Annotated in this window: 21 protein-coding genes and 2 pseudogenes; 14 read left to right on the plus strand and 9 right to left on the minus strand. The window is 44.3% G+C overall.

All coding sequences use genetic code 11. The annotated features are described in order from the left end of the window. From GBV73_RS06515 to GBV73_RS06535, 5 genes are all read right to left on the minus strand, one after another. Positions 1-308: hypothetical protein (locus GBV73_RS06515; protein WP_152878962.1), on the minus strand; the 308-nt coding region annotated here is incomplete at its 3' end. A 329-nt stretch (positions 309-637) separates the two neighbouring features. Continuing rightward, on the minus strand, positions 638-970 hold the full coding sequence (locus GBV73_RS06520; protein WP_371717047.1) for a nascent polypeptide-associated complex protein: 333 nt from the start codon (positions 968-970) through the stop codon (positions 638-640). A 73-nt stretch (positions 971-1,043) separates the two neighbouring features. After that, complete coding sequence (locus GBV73_RS06525; protein WP_152880214.1) at positions 1,044-2,075, minus strand: tetratricopeptide repeat protein; 1,032 nt, start codon at positions 2,073-2,075, stop codon at positions 1,044-1,046. After that, entirely contained in the window at positions 2,063-2,590 is a 528-nt protein-coding gene (otg, locus tag GBV73_RS06530) for a methylated-DNA--protein-cysteine methyltransferase (protein WP_152880232.1), read from the minus strand. The genes GBV73_RS06525 and otg overlap by 13 nt, the downstream gene beginning before the upstream one ends. Further along, complete coding sequence (locus tag GBV73_RS06535; protein WP_152880216.1) at positions 2,577-3,317, minus strand: RNA methyltransferase; 741 nt, start codon at positions 3,315-3,317, stop codon at positions 2,577-2,579. Before GBV73_RS06535 ends, otg begins: the two co-directional genes overlap by 14 nt. A 68-nt stretch (positions 3,318-3,385) precedes the next feature. Between GBV73_RS06535 and GBV73_RS06540 the strand changes: the two genes are divergently transcribed. The 3 genes from GBV73_RS06540 to GBV73_RS06550 are packed head-to-tail and all read left to right on the plus strand — an operon-like array spanning position 3,386 to position 5,886. Next, a complete protein-coding gene (locus GBV73_RS06540; protein WP_152880218.1) occupies positions 3,386-4,285 on the plus strand; it encodes a 2-dehydropantoate 2-reductase in 900 nt (299 codons plus the stop codon). A 34-nt stretch (positions 4,286-4,319) separates the two neighbouring features. Continuing rightward, positions 4,320-4,967 (plus strand): TIGR00153 family protein, encoded by a 648-nt coding sequence (locus GBV73_RS06545; protein WP_042702633.1) that lies wholly within the window; start codon positions 4,320-4,322, stop codon positions 4,965-4,967. Position 4,968: 1 nt separating this feature from the next. Continuing rightward, positions 4,969-5,886 (plus strand): D-2-hydroxyacid dehydrogenase, encoded by a 918-nt coding sequence (locus GBV73_RS06550; RefSeq protein WP_152880220.1) that lies wholly within the window; start codon positions 4,969-4,971, stop codon positions 5,884-5,886. Positions 5,887-5,965: 79 nt separating this feature from the next. Here the strand turns inward: GBV73_RS06550 and GBV73_RS06555 are convergent, their stop codons facing one another. After that, entirely contained in the window at positions 5,966-6,967 is a 1,002-nt protein-coding gene (locus tag GBV73_RS06555) for a 2-hydroxyacid dehydrogenase (RefSeq protein WP_152880222.1), read from the minus strand. Between the two features lie 109 nt (positions 6,968-7,076). Between GBV73_RS06555 and proS the strand changes: the two genes are divergently transcribed. Next, on the plus strand, positions 7,077-8,543 hold the full coding sequence (proS, locus tag GBV73_RS06560) for a proline--tRNA ligase (RefSeq protein WP_042702640.1): 1,467 nt from the start codon (positions 7,077-7,079) through the stop codon (positions 8,541-8,543). Here proS and pcp read toward each other — a convergent pair. Further along, entirely contained in the window at positions 8,540-9,142 is a 603-nt protein-coding gene (pcp, locus tag GBV73_RS06565; protein WP_042702643.1) for a pyroglutamyl-peptidase I, read from the minus strand. The two genes, proS and pcp, sit on opposite strands and share 4 nt — an antisense overlap. Before the next feature lie 64 nt (positions 9,143-9,206). Here pcp and GBV73_RS06570 point away from each other — a divergent pair, with 64 nt between their 5' ends. Beyond that, positions 9,207-10,325 carry an NAD(P)/FAD-dependent oxidoreductase gene (locus GBV73_RS06570; RefSeq protein WP_152880234.1) on the plus strand — a complete coding sequence of 373 codons (1,119 nt, stop codon included), beginning with the start codon at positions 9,207-9,209 and terminating at the stop codon, positions 10,323-10,325. 1 nt (position 10,326) lies between these two features. Then, positions 10,327-10,683, plus strand: coding sequence for an ASCH domain-containing protein (locus GBV73_RS06575; RefSeq protein ID WP_152880224.1), 357 nt, complete (start codon positions 10,327-10,329; stop codon positions 10,681-10,683). Here GBV73_RS06575 and GBV73_RS06580 read toward each other — a convergent pair. Then, positions 10,675-12,177 (minus strand): carboxypeptidase M32, encoded by a 1,503-nt coding sequence (locus tag GBV73_RS06580; protein ID WP_152880226.1) that lies wholly within the window; start codon positions 12,175-12,177, stop codon positions 10,675-10,677. The genes GBV73_RS06575 and GBV73_RS06580 overlap by 9 nt on opposite strands. A 130-nt stretch (positions 12,178-12,307) precedes the next feature. Between GBV73_RS06580 and GBV73_RS06585 the strand changes: the two genes are divergently transcribed. The 4 genes and pseudogenes from GBV73_RS06585 (at position 12,308) to GBV73_RS06600 (ending at position 15,431) form a co-directional block, all read left to right on the plus strand. Then, positions 12,308-12,751 carry an NTP transferase domain-containing protein gene (locus GBV73_RS06585; RefSeq protein ID WP_371717046.1) on the plus strand — a complete coding sequence of 148 codons (444 nt, stop codon included), beginning with the start codon at positions 12,308-12,310 and terminating at the stop codon, positions 12,749-12,751. Then, positions 12,687-14,030: pseudogene (locus tag GBV73_RS06590) on the plus strand (aldehyde ferredoxin oxidoreductase family protein); the annotation flags it as partial. The gene GBV73_RS06585 and the pseudogene GBV73_RS06590, both read left to right, overlap by 65 nt. 34 nt (positions 14,031-14,064) lie before the next feature. Further along, positions 14,065-14,313: a ubiquitin-like small modifier protein 1 gene (locus GBV73_RS06595; RefSeq protein ID WP_152880228.1), complete on the plus strand. Its 249-nt coding sequence runs from the start codon at positions 14,065-14,067 to the stop codon at positions 14,311-14,313. Then, a pseudogene (locus GBV73_RS06600) lies at positions 14,314-15,431 on the plus strand (tungsten cofactor oxidoreductase radical SAM maturase). A 290-nt stretch (positions 15,432-15,721) separates the two neighbouring features. Here GBV73_RS06600 and GBV73_RS06605 read toward each other — a convergent pair. After that, complete coding sequence (locus GBV73_RS06605) at positions 15,722-16,876, minus strand: alanine racemase (RefSeq protein WP_087037957.1); 1,155 nt, start codon at positions 16,874-16,876, stop codon at positions 15,722-15,724. A 192-nt stretch (positions 16,877-17,068) separates the two neighbouring features. On the opposite strand from GBV73_RS06605, the gene hypA reads away from it, so the two are divergent. From hypA to GBV73_RS06625, 4 genes are all read left to right on the plus strand, one after another. Beyond that, on the plus strand, positions 17,069-17,485 hold the full coding sequence (hypA, locus tag GBV73_RS06610) for a hydrogenase nickel incorporation protein HypA (protein ID WP_042702670.1): 417 nt from the start codon (positions 17,069-17,071) through the stop codon (positions 17,483-17,485). Continuing rightward, on the plus strand, positions 17,482-18,207 hold the full coding sequence (locus GBV73_RS06615) for an Mrp/NBP35 family ATP-binding protein (protein WP_042702673.1): 726 nt from the start codon (positions 17,482-17,484) through the stop codon (positions 18,205-18,207). Before hypA ends, GBV73_RS06615 begins: the two co-directional genes overlap by 4 nt. Positions 18,208-18,228: 21 nt before the next feature. Next, a complete protein-coding gene (hycI, locus tag GBV73_RS06620) occupies positions 18,229-18,696 on the plus strand; it encodes a hydrogenase maturation peptidase HycI (RefSeq protein ID WP_042702676.1) in 468 nt (155 codons plus the stop codon). 249 nt (positions 18,697-18,945) lie between these two features. Next, positions 18,946-19,923 carry a hypothetical protein gene (locus tag GBV73_RS06625; protein ID WP_152880230.1) on the plus strand — a complete coding sequence of 326 codons (978 nt, stop codon included), beginning with the start codon at positions 18,946-18,948 and terminating at the stop codon, positions 19,921-19,923. The last annotated feature ends 169 nt before the right edge of the window (positions 19,924-20,092 follow it).

Here is a 20,092-nt window from a genome sequence, read left to right on the forward strand (position 1 = left end):
TTCTCCCAGTTGTGGAGGGTTGAGTAGTGAATGTTTGCTCCGAAGAATTTTCTGCCGTAGTGCTGGGCGTCTCTGAGGGGTAGGTTGTAGTATTGTTTAAAGAGGAGTATTGCCAGTATTGTTTTTACTGGAAATTTTTTGGATTTTGGCAGGTTCTTCAGCTTTCCTTCTGATTCGAAGTCTGCTAAAACGTCAAGAATTGCGAATGCCACGCTTTCAGGGTCTTTGAGTCTGTGATCCCATCTGGGGATCACGACAACCACCCGAAAGAATTCAGCAAAAACCCTAATAAAGGTTACTATAAACACGCCCCTGTCCCTTCCGACATCCTTTTGATAATAGGTGGGATAACTCGCGAGGATAATCAGCCCCCTAATACCGTTTTGGGAAAAAAGGAGAGTTGTGAAAGGTGAAAGCACTGTTTACTCTGCGAATTCGGTTGTAAATCTTTTTAAAACACCCAGGCAAAATTAATAGAGGGCTTTTCCGGGTGCACCGCATGATTCTGAATTGGATTAAAAATGACGAGCTTATATGGTAGATTAGCAATTTTAGTAGTCGGAGCAGCGTTAATGCGTTTAATTTTCCGGGTAAAGCTTATCAGAACATTTGAAAAGGAACATAGGGGAGAATAAAGTTATGCTCCCTGGAGTTTCAGTATTGCCTCTGCTAAGTCTCCTTTTGTTTCCTCTAATGCCTTTTTGGCAGTTTCATAGTCAACGCCCGCCTGTTCCATAACGAGCCTTATGTCTTCATCGGATATGTTAAGGACTTCTCTGACTTCTTCTTTGCCCACTATCTGGTAGCTCTTTTCTCCCATGGCGGTTATTACAGTTACTGCGGCGTCTTTTATAACGATTTCTTTGTTTTCAAGTTTTATTACAACTTCTTTAACTCCCTCAAGTTCTTCCATAGTAATTCCAAGCTGTTTCATGAGCTTCTGCATTTGTTTGGGGTTCATACCCTTCATTGGCATCATGCTTATCACCAGAAAGGAATCAAGAAATAAGGATATATAACGGTTTCCCAAAAATGAAAAAATGTCATTGAGAACCCTTCTCTTCCGGGAAGTTTGAAGTTTCTTCGTTGCTTTTGATTATTCTCTGCCTGTATTCCTCGTATTTCTTTCTGGCTTCTTCAGCTTTATCTTTTTCTCCTAAGTACTCATAAGCCTCTGCAACGTGCTTCCACCACATGGGGTCGTTCTCAGCCTCTTTTAGACAGTACTCGAGGAATTTTTGATAAGCTTCTCTCGCAAGCTCCTCCATGCCGAGCTTTCTCGCTATATTGCCAACATCCTCCCAGAAGACGCCCTCTTCTTGGGCTTCACCTTTGTAGTATTCCAAAGCTTTTTCCCAAGCCTTTCTGGCCTTTTCTTCATTGCCCAACTCTTCGTAAAGCTTTGCAACATCCTCCCAGAACCATGGCTCTTCTTCAGCATACCTCTCCAACGCTTTTGCAGCTCTCTCCATATTACCTGCCTTTTTCCAGTATTCGTGAGCTTCCTTGAGATAGTAGGTGTCCTTTTCCTTCTCGTAAAGCTGCTCATAAATTTCAGCAGCCTTTTCGTATTTTTCGGCCTTTTCATATGCCCAGGCTGCACTTTCCATCCAGCCCAGCTTTTCATACATCTCTGCTGCTTTTAGGTAGTTTCCTTTCTTTTCGTACTTTCTTGCAGCGGCCTTGTATTTTCCGGCTCTTTCAAGGCTTTCAGCACTCCTAAAGCGGTCAGTCAAGCTCAAATCGGGCTCACTTATATACCATATACCGAACACAAGTCCAAAAGCGAAGAGGAGTATTATCCCACCAACTACCTTGAGTTTCTGCCAAGTAATGGTCAGATAGGTCGCGTATGCACTTAATGCTGTTGGGATTACCAAAAGCCCCGCGTACTTCCAGCTTTCTGCATAAAGCGTCAGTGCCAGGAAAAACCCAAGCATCAGTGTTAACCCTAAAAATCCTAAGCTCAGCACTATCCTAACCAGCATCCAGAAGCCCCATTTGTATATTATGCCGGCTGCTATTGCGATAATCGCTACGAGAAATCCTATGATATAAAGCTTCAGCTTGTCCATCCTTTCACCCCCTCCAGCATGAGTAAAAACTTTTTGTAGTCTATTTTTGGAGTATACCACCCTAACCCATTTGAAGCAACAACCCTGTGACAGGGAACCACTATAGGATATGGGTTTCTTTTCATTGCCCCACCGACAGCTCTTGGTGAGCTCTTGAGCATTTTAGCAAGCTCACCGTATGTTATGACTCGCCCTCTTTTAACCTTTTTTGTGAGGGCTTCGTAAACTTTCTTCTCAAAGGGAGTAGTTCCCTCAAAACTAAGGTACTTCAGTGCTTCATCGTTTTTGATTTCCCCTACAAGAACATTATAAACCAGTTGAGGAAAGCCGCTCTCTTTCTCCCTTAGGTCGACCTCTATGCCCCGCTTTTGCAAATGTTCGACTAAGGCTTTAATCCTTTCCTGAAGAAATTCCTCCCCATCAAGGGAAAAAGTTATGCCGTGAATTTTCTCCCCGTGAATCACGGCTATATGCAGTTTTCTTCCACGTATTTTGAATAAATCAACAGCGATCATCTTTGCATCGCTCCAATCGTTCAATGGCTTTCCTCAATGGCCCATACATGGAGTGTATCTCCTTTGCATATATAAACCCTCTTCCCAGAAAGCGCTGGAACATCATCACAGAAAGCTTTCTTCTTTCTAAATCTTTGGGGTACTCCAAAACGTTCAGGAACTGCTCCCACAGCTCAACCAGTCTAATCCTTTCCTCTTTTGTCGACTTTCTGAGCTTCTCTTTTACTTCCACAACCTCAGTCTTCCGCCTCTGCTTATAAAGCTCGTACAGTATCACGGCAACTGCATGGCTCAGGTTCATTACGGGGTATTCCTCACTGGTGGGAATTGTGACTGTAAAGTCGAGCTTCTTGAGTTCCTCATTGTCCAATCCCCTGCTTTCCCTTCCAAAAACAAGCCCCACAGCCCCATCGTAAAGAAAAACCCTCTTTGCGAATTCTTCTGGTGTTATTGGAGTTCTCTCCGGAATATAGTCCCCTCCTGCTACTCCACTGGTCCCTACTGCCAAATCAACCATTTTAAGGGCTTCATCAAGTGAGTCAACGAGTATTGCGTTTTCCAGAACATCCACGGCATGGACAGCAAATTTTCTTGCTGTTTTGTCATTTGGACTAACCTTTGGACTAACCAAGATAAGCTTCTTCACTCCAAAGTTTTTCATGACCCTTGCAATCGCCCCGAGGTTTATGGGATACTCGACCTCAACGAGTATTACCGCCAGCTCCATGACTGCAAGATATTTAAGGTAACGCGTTAAAATGGTTACGGTGAAGAGTGTGAAAAGGTGGTAAGAGGATGAAAATCTATATTCTCGGTGCAGGCTCCATAGGTTCCCTTTTTGGTGCACTTTTAACGAGAATTGGGGAAGATGTGACGCTGATAGGTCGGAAAGAACATGTAGATGCGATAAATAATAGAGGGCTTAGGGTAGTAGGGGCTGAAGAGTTCACTGTGTATCCGAGAGCAGTTACCGAAGTCCCTCCAGAGCCTCCGGATTTGATAATCCTGGCGACAAAGTCCTACTCTACAGCCCATGCTTTAAAATGCGCCAGAGAAAGCATAGGGAAAAATACTTGGATATTGAGTATCCAAAACGGGCTCGGAAACGAGGAGGAAGCGCTAAAATACACCAAGAATGTTCTAGGTGGAATAACCACTAACGGTGCAGCCCTCGAGAAATGGGAAGTTGTTAGGTGGACTGGAAAGGGAGTAACAATAATTGGAAACTACCCCAAGGGAAGAGGGGAATTTGCCGAAAATGTTGTCGCTCTACTTAAAAAAGCCGGACTGGAGGCAGAGATTAGCGATAACATAATTGGCTGGAAGTGGGCAAAAGCTATAGTTAACTCTGCGATAAACCCGATCGGCACTATTATGGAAGTCAAAAACGGAATTATTCTTGGGAATGATTATCTCTTAACCCTCGCAATGGAGGTTGTGAAGGAGGGGTGTCAGGTTGCGACTCAACTGGGCATCGAGTTTGATACGCATCCAATGGAACTCCTTCTTGAGACCCTTAAAAGGACGAGGGAAAACTACAACTCTATGCTTCAGGACGTAAGAAGAGGTAAAACGACAGAAATAGACTTCATAAATGGCAAAATCATTGAATACGGTGAGAAAATGGGGCTAAAAACTCCATTAAACTTTGCACTATGGAGTCTGGTAAAGGCAAAGGAGTCACAAACTAAATAAAGAGTATCACTTACAGTATAGTGGGGAATGGAAGATGCCCATATTTGGAGGGAAGGAAAATAATGTTTTTGCGGCGATTGACAAGCACCTTGAAATGGTAAATTCCACTATATTAAAGTTCAGAGAACTCATGGAGGCGTACCTTAACGGAGACGTTGAGAGAGCAGAATTTTTAATGGGGGAAGTAGAAAGGCTAGAACGTGAGGCAGATGGTCTTAGGAGAGAAATAGAGGCAATGCTTTATCAAGGAGCGTTTCTACCGGTCAACAGGGGCGACTATGCTCGGTTATCTGAGCTCGTTGATAGTGTCGCAGATGTGGCAGAAAGTGCTGCCCATGCTTTAATCTTGGCAAAACCCAAAGTTCCAGTAGACTTGAAGGAAGAAATATTGGAACTTCTTGATTATTCTTTAAAGACTTACCAGCTTCTCGAAGAGGCCGTTAAAGCACTCAACACAAATGTCGATGAAGCAATTGAATATGCAAAAAAGACTGAAATTGCTGAGGAAGAGGCAGATAAAATTGAGTATGCTCTTTTGAGAAAAGTTTTTGAAAGTGAAAAGATAACAACATTTGCAAAAATCGTATGGGATAAGGTTATAACAAAGATCGGAGACATAGCTGATAGGGCAGAGGATGCCTCCGATCAGGTCTTGCTTATGGCACTAAAAAGGAGGGGTTGAAATGAAAGTATTGGTTGCCTCGCCTTTGCATGAAAAAGCGTTCGAGATTTTGAAAAACGCAGGGTTGGAAGTAATTTATGAGGAATACCCAGACCAAGATAAGCTCAAGGAACTCGTTAAGGATGTCAGTGCTATAATAGTTAGGAGCAAGCCAAAGGTAACAAAGGAAATTATAGACGCGGCACCAAACCTCAAAGTCATAGCAAGGGCTGGTGTTGGTTTGGACAATGTGGATGTCGAATACGCAAAGAGTAAAGGTATTGAAGTCGTTAATGCTCCCGCTGCATCAAGCAGAAGCGTTGCGGAGTTAGCTATTGCCCTGATGTTTGCTGTAGCAAGAAAAGTGGCCTTTGCTGACAGGAAGATGAGAGAGGGAGTTTGGGCCAAGAAGCAGTGCATGGGCTTTGAGCTTGAAGGAAAGACCCTTGGCGTTATAGGGTTTGGAAGGATAGGATACACCGTGGCAAAGATAGCAAGTGCCATTGGCATGAAAATCCTTCTCTACGACACGGCCAAAGAAGAGGAGAGAGCAAAGGAAGTTGGTGGAAAGTTTGTGGAGCTTGAGGAACTCTTAAGGAACAGCGATATCGTTACAATCCACGTGCCCCTCCTGGAGAGCACCTACCACCTCATCAACGAGGAAAGACTAAAGCTCATGAAGCCCACTGCAATTCTCATAAACACAGCTAGAGGGGCTGTTGTTGACACTAACGCCTTAGTCAAAGCACTCCAGGAAGGATGGATTGCTGGAGCTGGCTTGGACGTCTTTGAGGAGGAGCCACTTCCCAAAGATCATCCCCTCACGAAGCTTGACAATGTGGTCTTAACTCCCCACATAGGGGCATCCACAGTTGAGGCTCAGGAGAGAGCTGGCATAGAAGTTGCTGAGAAAGTCGTCAAGATTTTGAAGGGTGAGTAGCCCTTTAACTTCTTTTCTGGCTTATTTTTTGCATTTTCTAACGAAGTGAGAACTTATAACTTAAAAGTTAAAAGAAAGGTCAAAGGAGCTTAACCTCTTCTATTGGTCTCACTTTAAGAACTTCTCTGTTTACGAGGTTCTCTGGAACTTCGCCCTTAAAGATTGAAAGCAGATTGTTCACAGCCTGGAAACCCATGTCTATCATGGCTTCTCTTGCTAGTCCTGCATGGTGGGGAGTAAGCACGGTCTCCCACTCCATTTCAAAGAGTTCGCTCTCCTGAAGTGGCTCTTTTTCATACACATCTGTCGCATAGCCTTTGAGCTTTCCTTCTTTTAGGGCTTTGATCAGGGCTTTTTCATCAACCAGGCTTCCCCTTCCGATATTCACAAGATATTTTCCTTCCAGTAACTTAAGCCTCTCTTCGTTTATTATGTGATACGTCTCAGGAGTTGAGGGCAGGGCAAGGATGACTATGTCGCTCTGCTTCAAAACATCCTCAAGCGGAAGCCATTTTGCATTTACTTCCTTTTCTATGTCCTCTTTTCTGCTTCTGCTCCAGTAGTAAATTTCCGTTCCGAGAGCCTTAATTCTTCTTGCTATAGCTTTGCCTATTGAGCCCATTCCGAGGATCCCAACTTTTTTGCCGTAAACTGTCTCTATGTTATTGTACCATCCCCAGACCGTTTTTTGAGAGTCCCAGAGGCCTCTCCTTATGAACTTGTCTGAATAGGCTATTTTTCTCAGAAGGGCTATGGTCAAGCCAACGGTAAACTCCGCAACAGCTTCACTTAAGACCCCGCTAACCTTTGTTACATATATTCCCCTTTTGGTTGCGGCTTCAACGTCTATATGGTCGTAACCAGCAGACTGGGTGCTTATGACTTTGAGCTTTTCTCCTTTCTCAATTATCTCTTTGTCCACTTTATTCAGGGGCGAAACTATCAACCCATCATATTCGCCTATTATTTCCAGCACTTTCTCCCTCTCTGGATAGACCAGGATGTCAACGTCACAGTACTGTTTCAAGAGCTCCAACGGCTCGCTCTTCATGTTAAAAAGAACCAAAACTTTAGGTCTCATGGCTTTCACCTTTAAAACTTTTATCGAAACATGTTAATAAAACTTTTTGAGAAATTCTGCGAAAGGTTAAAAAGCATTGGAAATTTTTTAAGGGATGGGTGGTGAATTTATGAGCGCTGACAGTAAAAAGCCGAAAGTAAAGAGAGAAAAGTGGTCAAGTGAGTTTAGCGAATGGTACAATGAGATGATAGAGCTCGCTGGAATACAGGATAAGAGGTATCCAGTAAAGGGAATGAACGTTTGGCTCCCCTATGGATTGAAAATTATGAGAAACATTGAGAGTTTCATCCATGAGGAAATGAGAAGAACCGGGCATGAGGAAGTACTCTTTCCGGCATTAATCCCTGAGACAGAGTTTGAAAAAGAAGCTGAACACATAGCGGGATTCCATGGGGAAGTTTTGTGGGTAACACACGCTGGTGAGAGGCCTTTGGACGTAAAGCTCATCTTGAGACCAACAAGTGAGACTGCAATGTATCCAATGTTTAACCTCTGGATTAGGTCTCATGCAGACCTGCCCTTTAAGGTATACCAAATAGTCAATGTTTACAGGTATGAGACAAAGCACACAAGACCTTTGATCAGAGTTAGGGAAATAAGCAGATTTTTCGAAGCTCACACTGCCCATGACAGTTTCGAAGATGCCGAGAGGCAGATAAAAGAAGACCTTGAAATTTTCGATAACCTCGCCAAAAAACTGGCCTTGCCATATATCATCTCAAAAAGACCTGACTGGGACAAGTTCCCGGGAGCATTTTACTCCCTCGGTGCGGAGGTAATAATGCCCGATGGAAGGACTCTGCAGATTGGAACAATGCACAACTACAGGCAGAACTTTGCAAAGGCATACGAGATAACCTATGAAAAAGAAGACGGAACTCACGACTATGTTCACCAGACCACGTTTGGAATGAGCGAAAGACTGCTTGCCGCTGTCATGGCGATTCATGGAGACGACAACGGTCTTGTATTGCCACCGGCAATAGCGCCAATACAGGTGGTAATAGTCCCAATCCCAATGAAGGATTCTCCATACGATGTTAATGCCTATGCCAAGGAAATTGCCGAAGAGCTCAAGATGGCTGGCATTAGAGTCCACATAGATGATAGAGAGGAGATAAGACCGGGAAGAAAGTTCTACGACTGGGAAATTAGGGGTGTTCCATTGAGGATTGAAGTAGGGCCGAGAGACGTTGAAGGAAAGAAAGCAGTGCTGGCAAGAAGGGACACCTATGAGAAATTCAGCGTCGAGAGGGAGAAAATCATTGAGGAAGTCAGAAAGACCCTCGATGCAATAATGGAAAACCTCTACGCAAGGGCAAGGGAGTTCATGGAGAGCCACATAAAGAGGGTGGACACAATAGAAGAAGCGAAGCAGCTCTTTGAAGACAGAAGAGGGGTAGTGGAGCTCCCATGGTGTGGTGAAGAGAGCTGCGGCGTTGAAATGGAAGAAATCCTTGACGCAAGCATGCTAGGAATACCGTATCCAGAGGAGACTGCAAAAATTGAAGGGAAGAAGTGCGCTCACTGTGGAAAAGAAGCAAAGTACATAGCAAGGTTTGCAAGAACGTACTAGCTCTTTATGCTTTCTTTTATTGCTATTTCTATTGCTTTTCTTATCATCTCAATGCTCATCGAAGGCTGTGGCTTTTCTAAAACCTGCTCGGGAATGTATGGGACGTGTATAAAGCCTGCTTTTGTGTCCAATCCCTTTATCGCTATGTGATGCAAAGCAGTGTACATGGCGGTGTTGCACACGTAGGTTCCAGCCGAGTTGGACACCATAGCGGGAATTTTATTCTCCCTCAAGGCATTTACAATTCTTTTTACCGGTATAGTGGCAAAATAAGCCGCTGGAGCATTTTCAAAGATGGGCTCATCTTCTGGTTTGTATCCTTCGTTGTCTTCCATCCTTGCATCCATGACGTTTATCGCAACCCGCTCAACAGTTATGTTAACTCTCCCACCAGCTTGGCCAGTGAGAATTACGACATTTGGCTCAATCTCGTCTATAATCTTGGGCAGTTTTTCTTTGACTCCCTTAAAAGTCACCGGAAGCTGGTGCTTTATTATCTCTGCGTTTTCAATCTTATCAGGAAGTTCCTTAACGGCTTCCCATGAGGGGTTTATTGTCTCTCCCCCAAAAGGTTCAAAACCCGTAACCAAAACCTTCATTTAAATCACCCAAAGAGCTAAAGTTTAATTAAGATTTAAACTTTACACTCCTTAGGTGAAGCTCATGAAGTATGATGTTGCGATAATAGGAGGGGGGCCGGTTGGAAATTACCTCGCAAATCTTCTTGCGGGAGAGTTTAAGGTCGCATTAATCGAAGCAAAAACCTCTTTTGGCGGTAAAGCCTGCACGGGCATAATTGGAGCAGAAAATTATGAAAAGCTAAACCTTCCAAGGGAGGCTATTCTCAACGAGTTTAGGGGAGCCGTGTTTTATTCCAGAATTCAGAGCTTTGAAATAGAGAGAAAAAGCCCGCAGGCATATATGGTCGACAGAAAGATTCTCGAAAAGACCCTCGCAGAGAAGGCAGTTAGAAACGGTGCTGAGTACTATATGGGTACCAGGTTCTTGGGGTTTAAAAATGGAAAAGCCCTTGTACAGAGGTTTAATGAAAGGTTCGAAATAGAGGCGGATTTTTACGTTGGGGCAGATGGTGTCTCAAGCAAAGTCGCTCAAGAAATCGGGGCAAGAGCAGAGGCGGAATTTTTGAGCGGCTACGAGGTCGAGGTAGTTGGAGACTTTAAACGGAAAGACTTTGTTGAAGTGTGGGTGAACAAGGACATCAACGAAGAGTTTTTCATGTGGGTTGCTCCGGTAAATGAGTCCTTAGCAAGAGTGGGCACTTTTGGAGACTATGATAGCCTTATGAGGTTTTTAAAGCTAAAGCTTCTCAAAGAAACACAGATAGTTGAGATAAAAGCTGGAAACGTTGGCTTTGGATTCAGAAGGCCCTGGGTAAAAGAAAATGTCGCGCTTGTTGGGGATGCCGCTTTGCAAATAAAGCCTCTAACGGCGGGAGGTATTGTATACGGGATGCTCTGTGCTCATGCGCTTAGATACGCCATAAGAAGGAATAATTTAGCTATGTATGAAAAGCTCTGTGGAGACATAAAGAAACAGATCGCCTTTGGACTCAGGGTTAGAAAGCTTTTCAAAGACCTTGACCAAGAAAAAATAGAGAAGCTCTTCGAGGTTCTTTCAACCAGAGAAGCGATAGAGGTAATTGAAAACTACGCTGATTTCGACGACCACAAGAAAACAATAACAGCCCTTGTAAAGCACCCGCGTTTGCTTGCTAAGGCATTGAAAGTTACTCCGATGTTATTAAGATACCTGGTGATGTAAAATGGAGTGGGAAATGGGGCTTCAGGAGGAGTATCTGAGGCTGATAAAAGAGGGGAAAAAGAAGATTGAGGGAAGGCTGTACGATGAAAAACGAAGGCAGATAAAGCCGGGAGATGTAATAATTTTTGAAGGACGCTTGAAAGTAAGAGTAAAAGCCTTAAGGGTTTACCCTTCATTCAGGGAGATGCTCGAGAAAGAAGGGCTCGAGAGGGTTCTCCCAAACGTGAAGAGCATAGAGGAAGGAGTTGAAGTTTACAGGAGGTTCTACAGCGAAGAGGAAGAAAAGAAATATGGTGTTGTGGCGATTGAAGTTGAGCCAATAGAGGAGATAGAAAAAAAGGAAGAGACTTCAGTCTAGATATTTTTCCTTTATATATCTTATGAAGTACTCTGGGTTCACGCCTTCTCCGAAGCTCCTTTCGAGAAGCTCCTTTGGTGGATACATGCTTCCGTATTTGTGTACTTTTTCTCTCAGCCACTCCCTTATCGGTGCAAATTCTCCGTTTGCGACCTTTTCGTAGAAGTCCGGGATGTCCTTGAGGATGTAGCTCCTAATCTGCGTTGCTAAGAGCGTTCCTAGGCTGTAGGTCGGGAAGTAGCCAACGGTTCCGTGGGCCCAGTGGATATCCTGGAGAATTCCTTCCTTGTAGTTCTTTGGTCTTATGCCGAGAAGCCTTTCCATCTCATCGTTCCAGAGCTCGGGTAAATCCTTGGCCTTGACATCTTCGTTTACCATGAGCTTCTCAAGTTTGTACCTCAAGAGAATGTGGAAGTTGTATGTTACTTCGTCAGCCTCGACTCTTATGAAATCTGGCCTGACCATATTGAAATAGTTATAGAGGTCCTCTTCAGTGTATTTTGACATGAACGGGAGGTTTTCCCTGAGAATTGGATAAATCAATCCTGCAAATTCTCTGCTCCTTCCGATTATGTTTTCCCAGAACCTGCTCTGGCTTTCGTGGATGCCGAGAGAGACGCCTCCTGCTATGGGTGAGAACATGAACCTCTCATCTATTTGCAGCTCATAAAGGGCATGACCGAATTCGTGGACTACAGCTAGGAGAGTTCTCCTGAAGTCAAAGCCCTCGTATCTGGTTGTTATTCTCACATCGTGGATTCCAAAACTTGTCGTGAACGGGTGAGGTGATACATCCAAGCGCCCTCTTGTTCCAAGGGGGTATTCCAAAAGTTCGAGAACTTTCAAGTTGATTTTCTTCATGGTCTCAACATCGTACTCCTCTTTCTCCAGAGGATGCTCCTTAGGAACCCTGCCTTCTTCGAGTATTTTGTCAAGAATCGGCTTAAGATCTTTTTCGAGCTTTTCAAATATCGGGTCAAGGTCTCTCGTCCTCAGCCCTTCCTCGTAGAGGTCAAGGAGGGCATCGTAGGGATACTCCTCATAGCCGAGGTAATCTGCCGCTTTCTTCGCAAGCTCTGTTATTTTATCAAGCCACGGCTCAAACTTCTTGAAGTCATCCTTTTCCTTCGCTTCAGCCCATGCCATGGTCGCTTTGCTTCTGACCTCGCTTAACTCCCTAACGAACTCCGGTGGAAATGCCTTTGCTATTTTTATTTCCCTCTGCAGTACTCTAACAACTCCCCTTTCGTAATCGTTTAGCTCTTCCCCAGCTGCTTTTTCTACCAGCTCAACGAACTTTGGCTCCAGCATGAAGCTGTGCGATAAAACAGAGAGCTCTCCCTGGGCGGTGCTTCTTTCGGCTATTCCCATCTTGGGCATGTTTACTTCCATGTCCCATCCAAGGACGCTCTGAGCGTGTCCAATTGCCCATATCTTCTTATAGTGGGCTAGAATCTGTTTTATGGTCTCGTTTTGGAATATTTCCTCAACCATTTTTGTTCACCTATGTGTATCTAAGTTCACCACATTTTTAACTCTTTCGACATGCATCTTAACGCAAAAAACATGCTTGAAAATGCCAAAACTTTTTAGAAAACTATGAAAAGACATTGAGTGATGTAAAATGAAGGCGGTAATTCTGGCGGCAGGTCTTGGAACCAGAATGGGAAAACTCAGCGAGAAAACTCCTAAAGGGTTAATAAAAGTTGCTGGAAGGGAGATACTTTACAGAACAATGAAAATTCTCAAAGGGGAAGGAATTGATGAATTCGTGGTTGTTACCAACCCGTTATACAAAGAAAAGTTTGAGGAATTTTTAAGGAAAAATAACTTTAGATATCAGCTCGTGATTAATGATTCTCCCAAAAAGGGGAATGGATACAGCTTATATCTCGCCCGTCCATACGTCTCGGAAAGGTTTGTTGTAGTGATGAGCGACCACGTTTATGAAGAGACTTTTATCAGGGAAGCTCTGAAAGGTAAGGGGCTTGTAGTTGATAGGGAAGGTTGCATGTATAGGCCCAGCTGGAGAGAAACTGGTAAGGTTTGCCAGCATAATGAACGATAAACACAGGGCTGCTGGTAGGAGTGGCGTTGGTGCTGTGATGGGAAGCAAGAACTTGAAGGCTGTTGTCGTTAGAGGAACAAAGAAAGTAGAAGTAGCGGACAAAGAAAAGTTCATGAGCGTCGTTAAGGAGAAAATAAAGAAGATAAAGGAGAACCCAATTACCGGTGGAGGGCTTCCAAACTATGGTACGGCCGTCTTGGTGAACATAATAAACGAAAACGGTCTTTATCCAACAAACAACTTCCAGACGGGAGTGTTCCCATATGCATATGAGCAAAGCGGTGAAGCCTTAGCCGCTAAATACCTAGTAAGAAACCAGGCCTGCTTTGCATGTCCAATTGGGTGTGGAAGAGTCACATATCACCCTGCGGTAGGGGTTACGGAAGGCCCTGAATACGAGAGCATATGGGCTTTTGGAGCCGACTGTGGCATAAACGACCTGGCAAGCATAGTTATAGCGAACCACCTCTGTGATGAGCTGGGCCTTGACACTATTTCAACGGGAACAACAATTGCGGCGGCAATGGAGCTTTATGAGAAGGGCATTATAAAGCAGGAAGAGCTTGGAGATGCACCTCCACTGAGGTTTGGCAACACTGAGACCCTTCATTACTACATTGAGAAAATTGCAAAGAGGGAAGGCTTTGGTGACAAACTGGCTGAAGGAAGCTACCGCTTGGCTGAAAGTTATGGGCATCCAGAGTACTCAATGAGCGTTAAGAAGCAGGAGCTTCCAGCTTACGACCCGAGAGGTGCAGAAGGACATGGAATTAACTATGCAACCTCCAACAGAGGTGGATGTCACGTTAGGGGTTATATGATCAGCCCAGAAATCCTTGGTGTGCCCGTGAAGCTCGATCCACACGACGTAAGTGAAGAGAAAGCCAAGTGGGTTAAGATATTCCAAGACCTCACTGCAGTGATCGACTCTGCTGGGCTGTGTCTCTTCACGAGCTTCGCCCTAGGTGCGGAAGACTATGCAGACCTGCTCAATGCTGCCACCGGCTTTGACTTCACGGCTGATGAGTGGCTCAAGGCAGGAGAGAGAGTATGGAACATCGAGAGAATCTTCAACCTTAAAGCCGGCTTAATCCCAGAAAAAGACGATACCCTACCCAAGAGGTTCTTAGAAGAGCCGATGCCAGAAGGACCGAACAAAGGACACGTAGTGAGACTCCACGAGCTCCTTCCAAAATACTACAAGGCCAGAGGCTGGGACGAGAAGGGATACCCAACCGAGGAGAAGCTCAAGGAGCTTGGTCTGGATAAGTATTATTAATTTTTCTCTTCTCCATTTATTTTGGGTGAGGAAAATGGTCAAGGTAAAGGTTTTTGCTACACTCAGGAACATTGTTGGAAAGAACGAGCTCGAAGTTCAAGCCGATACTGTAGGAGAGCTTTTGGAAAAGCTCTACAGCGAATATCCCGAAATGAAAAAAGAGCTCGAAAAGGGGGTTATTATCTTGGTTAATGGAAAGAACATTGAACATCTTGAGAAGCTTGATACCAAACTCAAGGACGGGGATGTGGTGAGCATATTCCCACCAGTGGGAGGCGGTTAAATGCACGAATTTCATTGGGACAATGCAAAAATTCTCCTCCCCAAAGCCCCGGATATGAAGTACCTCTACATTGAAATAACAAACCGCTGTAATCTAAGATGTGAGATGTGTTTTAAGCAGTATTGGGAAGATGAAGAGGGGGATATGGATTATGACCTATTCTTAAAAATTCTGGATGATGCAAAGGAGTTTCCTGACTTAAAGATGATCTATTTTGGGGTATTGGCGAGCCTCTTGTGCATCCCCGTTTTATGGATATGGTGAGGGAGGTAAAAAAGAGAGGATATGCGGTGGGTATTTCAACAAACGGCTTTCTTCTTACGGATGAGCTGATTAAGGAGCTCGTGAAGCTCAGGGTCGATTTGATTTACATTTCACTTGACGCAATCCCCACGCAACCAACAAGATTGGGGCATATAATGCCCAGCGTTACAGTTGAACGGCTCAAAAAGTTCGCGGAGATGAAGAAACGGGAAAACACAGAAATTCCGCACGTTGGAGTTGAAGTGGTTTTGACAAAAGAGAACTACATCCAGATGGCCGAGCTGGTGAGGTATCTCTCCAGGTTTAACGTAGATGCCCTGCTTTTCTCAAACTTAATGCCAATTACAGCGGAGCATGCGGAGATGGTAATTTATGACGGAAGCGTTGACATAGACAAGGCGCTTTCCAAGCTTTATCTACAAACATACCGCGGATTTCCAGTTAAAATTGCGGAATTTAAGCTCAGGACTGAAAGACACTGTGACTTTGTCGAAAACAATGTCGCCGTGGTTAGGTGGGACGGAGAAGTTGTGCCGTGTTATCGCTTCCTTCACACATATCCAGAGTACATTTTTGGAAGGCAGAAAAGAGTGGAACCTTACTCCTTTGGCAATGTAAAAGAAAAATCCCTGAAAGAGATATGGACAAGCAGGGAATACACGTGGTTTAGGTTTAGTGTTAGAAACTCTCTCTATCCTTCCTGCACGGATTGTCCCGTTGTCGATGCGTGTGACTATGCCAAGGGCTCAAAAATGGACTGCTGGGGAAACATGCCAAGCTGCGGGGACTGTTTGTGGGCGAGAAGAATAGTTCTCTGCCCAGTTCCAAGAGAAGAACATGGAAAGTTCTGGTGATATTTCATTCAGCACCATAAGATTTTTGAAAATTCAGTGGCAATGTCCTCTTTTTATTTCATTGAAGCTGCTATTGCAGTTAGTTCCTGAGCGTTCTAGAACCGTTGTTCCAATGATGAGGGGAAGAGCTATGTACGCTGCCAACTCCCCAAAACTCTCATACCAAAGCACTAAGAATCAATGAGACGAATGGATGCAACTTCAATAATAAAATATGAGGATAAATATAGCTTATAATCAACTGGCTGCCGCTTGAATAGTGCTAACCTCCAAGATTTCTCCCCCTTAGCTCAATCGGCCATTACATTTGCAATTACTTCCACGATTCTCGCCCCATTCCTCATATCAACCTTGATAATCCTCTTAACTTTTCCGTTTTTGTGTCCAACAAGGTAACTGGTAGCGTTGTTTGTTATACATGAGTGGTTTGGTATGATGTTTATCCTGCTCCCGACCTTCACATCGGGTTCATTACTTATGTCTACTTCACCGACTTCCTCAGATAAGCCGAAGATTACGGCGTTAGGATGCTCAACTATGTGGCCAAATCCCTTAACGACTTCAATTCCATGAGCGCCTTTGTCCAACCCAAGGTACTTGCTACCGGCATTTATTATTGCAATCTTTCCTCCAGAGTGCTGTGGTATTGAAAGTACTGTGGCCAAGACCGTTAGGGCACAGTCTTCTAATGTTGCAGAACCAAACACCATTGCCTGTAACCTATCGTAGTAAATATAGTTGCCGGGGAATAAGTGCGTGTATATAGGTTCTTCCACGTCAAACCTCAACGTTGGAGTGGAACCGGTACCAACAATTTCAGGCTCGAATCCAGCACTCCTTAAAGAGTTAACCACACCTTCGATTTTTCTTGCAACATCCTTCGCAATGTTTTCCACTTCCTTGGGGTTGCTGGAGCCATAAACGTGTCCGGGGTGTGTTGCTACTCCTGCGAAGTTTAAGTTCTTATATCTCTCCAGAGACTTCACGAAGTCTACAACTTTCTCCGGGCTTACTCCGAATCTATGCAATCCAACATCAACCTTGACAACGTAGTCCAAGCTGATACCGTATTTTTTGAGTTGTTCATCTAAAAACTTTGCATTTTCCTTATTGTCAATCCTAAGTATAACGCGAGTGCCACTCTCAGCAATCCTCACAACGCGTTTAAGGTTTACTTCATCAGCTACGGGATATGCGAGCATTAAAGCCTTAGCCAGCCCGCTCTCTGCAAGAACCTCCGCCTCATCTATTGTCCCACACAAGAACCCGTCGGATCCATGATCTTTTTGAAGCCTTGCAATGTACGTGGACTTGTGGGTTTTTATCATTGGCCAAAGTTTCTTGTTGTTTTTGCGGGCCTGATCTGCAACGTTTTTAATATTTTTCTCCAGCTTTTCTAAATCCACAAGAACGGCGGGTGTTGGCAGGTCGAGTATAGACACCATTTTTACCACCACGTAAGTTTATCTCCTCTTAACTAGAACACACCAAAGCATTTAAGTGTTAGACCCGGACGCTGGAAAAGTTAAACATAAAACCGTCACGTAGCACTAATCCTTCTCTTTTTAACACCTTTTGTTTAAAACGCAACCCTTTATAAACAGTACCTGTTTTAGACTTTTTAGAGGGGATAGGATATGCACGAATGGGCACTCGCTGATGGGATAGTTAGAACTGCAATTGAATTCGCGAGGCAGCACGGAAAAGAAAAAGTACTGGGCATGAGGATCATCCTTGGAGAACTGCAGGATGTCAATCCGGAAGTACTCGAGTTTGCCATCAACGAAATAAAGAAGGGAACCATTGCAGAGGACGCAGAGGTTGAGTTCGTTATTGAGGAGGCAGAATTCAGGTGCAGAAACTGCGGAAACGAATGGAAGCTTAAAGAAGTCAAGGACGGCTTTGACGAGAGAATAAGGGAAGACATTCATTTCATTCCTGAAGTAGTCCATGCTTTCCTCGCCTGCCCGAAATGCGGTAGCAGGGACTTCGAGGTCACAAAAGGCAGGGGAGTTTACCTCGCGGCAATAAAGGTAGAGGGTGATGAGGAGTGATCGACCCAAGGATAAAAGCCGTTGAGGCAAGGCTTGAGAACGTAAAGAGAATCATTCCCGTAGTGAGCGGCAAGGGAGGCGTGGGAAAATCAATGGTTTCCACAACTCTAGCATTAGTCCTTGCAAAGAAAGGGTATAAAGTTGGCCTTCTTGACCTTGACTTCCACGGGGCAAGTGACCACGTAATTCTCGGCTTTGAGCCCAAGGAGTTTCCGGAGGAAGACAAGGGTGTTGTTCCTCCAGAAGTGCACGGAATCAAGTTCATGAGCATAGTGTATTACTCTGAGGATAAGCCGACCCCGCTGAGAGGAATGGAGATAAGCGATGCCCTGATAGAGCTCTTGGCCATAACAAGATGGGATGAGCTTGATTTCCTCATAATTGACATGCCTCCGGGAATGGGAGACCAGTTCCTGGATGTGCTCAGGTTCCTCAAGAGGGGTGAGTTCCTAGTTGTTGCAACTCCTTCGAAGCTTGCTGTCAACGTTGTTATGAAGCTTCTTGAGCTTCTGAAGGAACAGAACCTGAAGGTAATCGGCATAGTGGAGAACATGAAGCTCGATGAAGAAAAGGAGATCGAAAACCTCGCCAAAGAGTTCGGTGTGCCCTACCTTGCCGGCGTCCCGCTCTACAGAGACCTCGATGAAAAGATAGGCAACGTGGAAGAGCTGTTGAAGACAGAATTTGCCAGGAAGATCGAAGAAGTTGCAGATTCCCTTTAATCTCAATTTTTGGTGATAGCTATGGAGGAGTTTCTTGAAGGGGCAACGAAGGTTGTTGTGTGTGGCATCGGGAACGACATCAGGGGAGACGATGCCTTTGGAGTTTACGTCGTGGAGAAGCTGAAGGAAAAGGTCTCAAACCCCAAGGTAGTGTTTCTGAACTGCGGCGAAATGCCCGAGAGCTATGTTGGGAAGATAATAAGGGAAAATCCCTCTCATGTGGTTTTTATAGACGCGGTGCATTTTGAAGGAAAGCCGGGCGAGATAGTTTTAGCAGACCCGGAGGGAACACTTGGGGAGGCTTTCTCAACCCACAAGATGCCCCTGAAGCTTCTGGTTAGCTACCTAAAGGAGCAGACAAATGCGAAGTTCATTCTGATTGGTGCCCAACCAAAACAGACCGGACTTTTTGTGGAGATGAGCGACGAGCTGAGAGAAAGCGCGGATAAGCTGGTGGAACTGTTGGCAGAGCTTTTAAAGGGCATTTAAAGTTTTTAACGTTCAAAATCGTGAAAGATGCTTTAATGAAATGTAAATTGCTCAACTTTTGAGGAAGGTCTTGAATATTTTCTGGGTATTTCTTTACTACTTGATTTGACCATAGCAGCATTTTTCATTATTTTGTAATGTCTTTGCATATAGCACAATTTTTACAAGAAAACGTTGAAAATTAAAAACCTGTGCCTTTATATACTTCAACATGCAATAACATATTAGGATATTTGGAGGTAATTAATTATGAAAGAGAAAGTCTTATTTTCTGTTTTTTTGAGTTTGTTGATGCTATTGGCGATTAGTCCCAGGGTTTCAGTAGAAGCCGCCACCCCTGAGGACTTTCCACTATATGCAGGTCAACATACGGTTGTGGGCGAAGTAGTTGTGTGGAACGACGGAGAAAATCTTTATGTGAAATACACCATAACCGAATCAGGATGGTATCTGGTTGAGACACACTTGGAAGTAGCGACTAATTTGAGTGATATTCCACAAACCAGAAACGGCAATCCAATACCTGGGCACTTCACTTACAAGAATGAGTCCCACACGTTTGGGACAACTGAGTATACTTACACTCTGCCATTGGATGGAGGAGAAATACTATACATTGCAGCCCATGCTGTGGTCATGAACCTAATAGGTGACGGATCTTCATGGCAATGGGCAACAGAGGTTATTGACTACAAGCAAGGCACGCTTAAGGATGGAAATCCTATAACTGATCCTGCAAGAATGGACCCAAGTACAACCCTTGGAGATCCAGATGATAGTTTCTATTCACTGGGATTTGTAAACGAGTCACGGGGAGACGGCTGGATTGAGCTTGGATTTGGATATCCAGTTTACAATGGCCCTGGGGCAGATATTGCGATAAGGGAAATTACTTATGGAAGACCAAACTATCCAGAAGAAAAAGCAGATGTTTACGTTTGGCCTTTAGGAGGCAGTGATTGGGTATATGCAGGAACTGCAAGTAACAAAAACGAATACAGCTATATCGAGATCCCAGACTATATAATGTACGTTGAGAAAATCAAGCTGGTAGACAGCACTGATAAATCACTCCACAGCAACAATGCAGACGGATTCGATGTAGATGCAGTTGGTGTAAGGTATTTGTATTTAGGTGAAGAGACTGCTTGGGCAGGTGGAGTGGAGTTCCCAGGAAAGAACTGGGCAAGATACTTCAATTATACAGTTCAAGAGACTTCCGAATGAACTTAATGGGCTTTATAGCCCCCATAAACTTCCCCTGACTTTTCTTTTTATTTCTGTACAGAGTTATTTTCTCCGAAAACTTCACTCTTCGGGGGGCGTGTTTAGTTTCACCCCCTGTTATTTAAACAGTATTTGACTCTGAGGAGGATTTTCAGACCATAACACATTA

Source organism: Thermococcus sp. 101 C5 (genome assembly GCF_009372125.1).
In the GTDB taxonomy this organism is placed as follows: domain Archaea; phylum Methanobacteriota_B; class Thermococci; order Thermococcales; family Thermococcaceae; genus Thermococcus_A; species Thermococcus_A bergensis.

Bases quoted from the DNA above. Each gene is read 5' to 3' on its own strand.
- GBV73_RS06540 (WP_152880218.1), top strand. From the start codon at position 3,386: ATGAAAATCTATATTCTCGGTGCAGGCTCCATAGGTTCCCTTTTTGGT.
- GBV73_RS06595 (WP_152880228.1), top strand. From the start codon at position 14,065: ATGGTCAAGGTAAAGGTTTTTGCTACACTCAGGAACATTGTTGGAAAG.
- hypA (WP_042702670.1), top strand. From the start codon at position 17,069: ATGCACGAATGGGCACTCGCTGATGGGATAGTTAGAACTGCAATTGAA.
- GBV73_RS06525 (WP_152880214.1), bottom strand. From the start codon at position 2,075: ATGGACAAGCTGAAGCTTTATATCATAGGATTTCTCGTAGCGATTATC.
- GBV73_RS06550 (WP_152880220.1), top strand. From the start codon at position 4,969: ATGAAAGTATTGGTTGCCTCGCCTTTGCATGAAAAAGCGTTCGAGATT.
- hycI (WP_042702676.1), top strand. From the start codon at position 18,229: ATGGAGGAGTTTCTTGAAGGGGCAACGAAGGTTGTTGTGTGTGGCATC.
- GBV73_RS06555 (WP_152880222.1), bottom strand. From the start codon at position 6,967: ATGAGACCTAAAGTTTTGGTTCTTTTTAACATGAAGAGCGAGCCGTTG.
- pcp (WP_042702643.1), bottom strand. From the start codon at position 9,142: ATGAAGGTTTTGGTTACGGGTTTTGAACCTTTTGGGGGAGAGACAATA.
- GBV73_RS06580 (WP_152880226.1), bottom strand. From the start codon at position 12,177: ATGGTTGAGGAAATATTCCAAAACGAGACCATAAAACAGATTCTAGCC.
- GBV73_RS06625 (WP_152880230.1), top strand. From the start codon at position 18,946: ATGAAAGAGAAAGTCTTATTTTCTGTTTTTTTGAGTTTGTTGATGCTA.
- GBV73_RS06570 (WP_152880234.1), top strand. From the start codon at position 9,207: ATGAAGTATGATGTTGCGATAATAGGAGGGGGGCCGGTTGGAAATTAC.
- GBV73_RS06520 (WP_371717047.1), bottom strand. From the start codon at position 970: ATGAAGGGTATGAACCCCAAACAAATGCAGAAGCTCATGAAACAGCTT.
- otg (WP_152880232.1), bottom strand. From the start codon at position 2,590: ATGATCGCTGTTGATTTATTCAAAATACGTGGAAGAAAACTGCATATA.
- GBV73_RS06605 (WP_087037957.1), bottom strand. From the start codon at position 16,876: ATGGTGTCTATACTCGACCTGCCAACACCCGCCGTTCTTGTGGATTTA.
- GBV73_RS06575 (WP_152880224.1), top strand. From the start codon at position 10,327: ATGGAGTGGGAAATGGGGCTTCAGGAGGAGTATCTGAGGCTGATAAAA.
- GBV73_RS06585 (WP_371717046.1), top strand. From the start codon at position 12,308: ATGAAGGCGGTAATTCTGGCGGCAGGTCTTGGAACCAGAATGGGAAAA.
- proS (WP_042702640.1), top strand. From the start codon at position 7,077: ATGAGCGCTGACAGTAAAAAGCCGAAAGTAAAGAGAGAAAAGTGGTCA.
- GBV73_RS06545 (WP_042702633.1), top strand. From the start codon at position 4,320: ATGCCCATATTTGGAGGGAAGGAAAATAATGTTTTTGCGGCGATTGAC.
- GBV73_RS06535 (WP_152880216.1), bottom strand. From the start codon at position 3,317: ATGGAGCTGGCGGTAATACTCGTTGAGGTCGAGTATCCCATAAACCTC.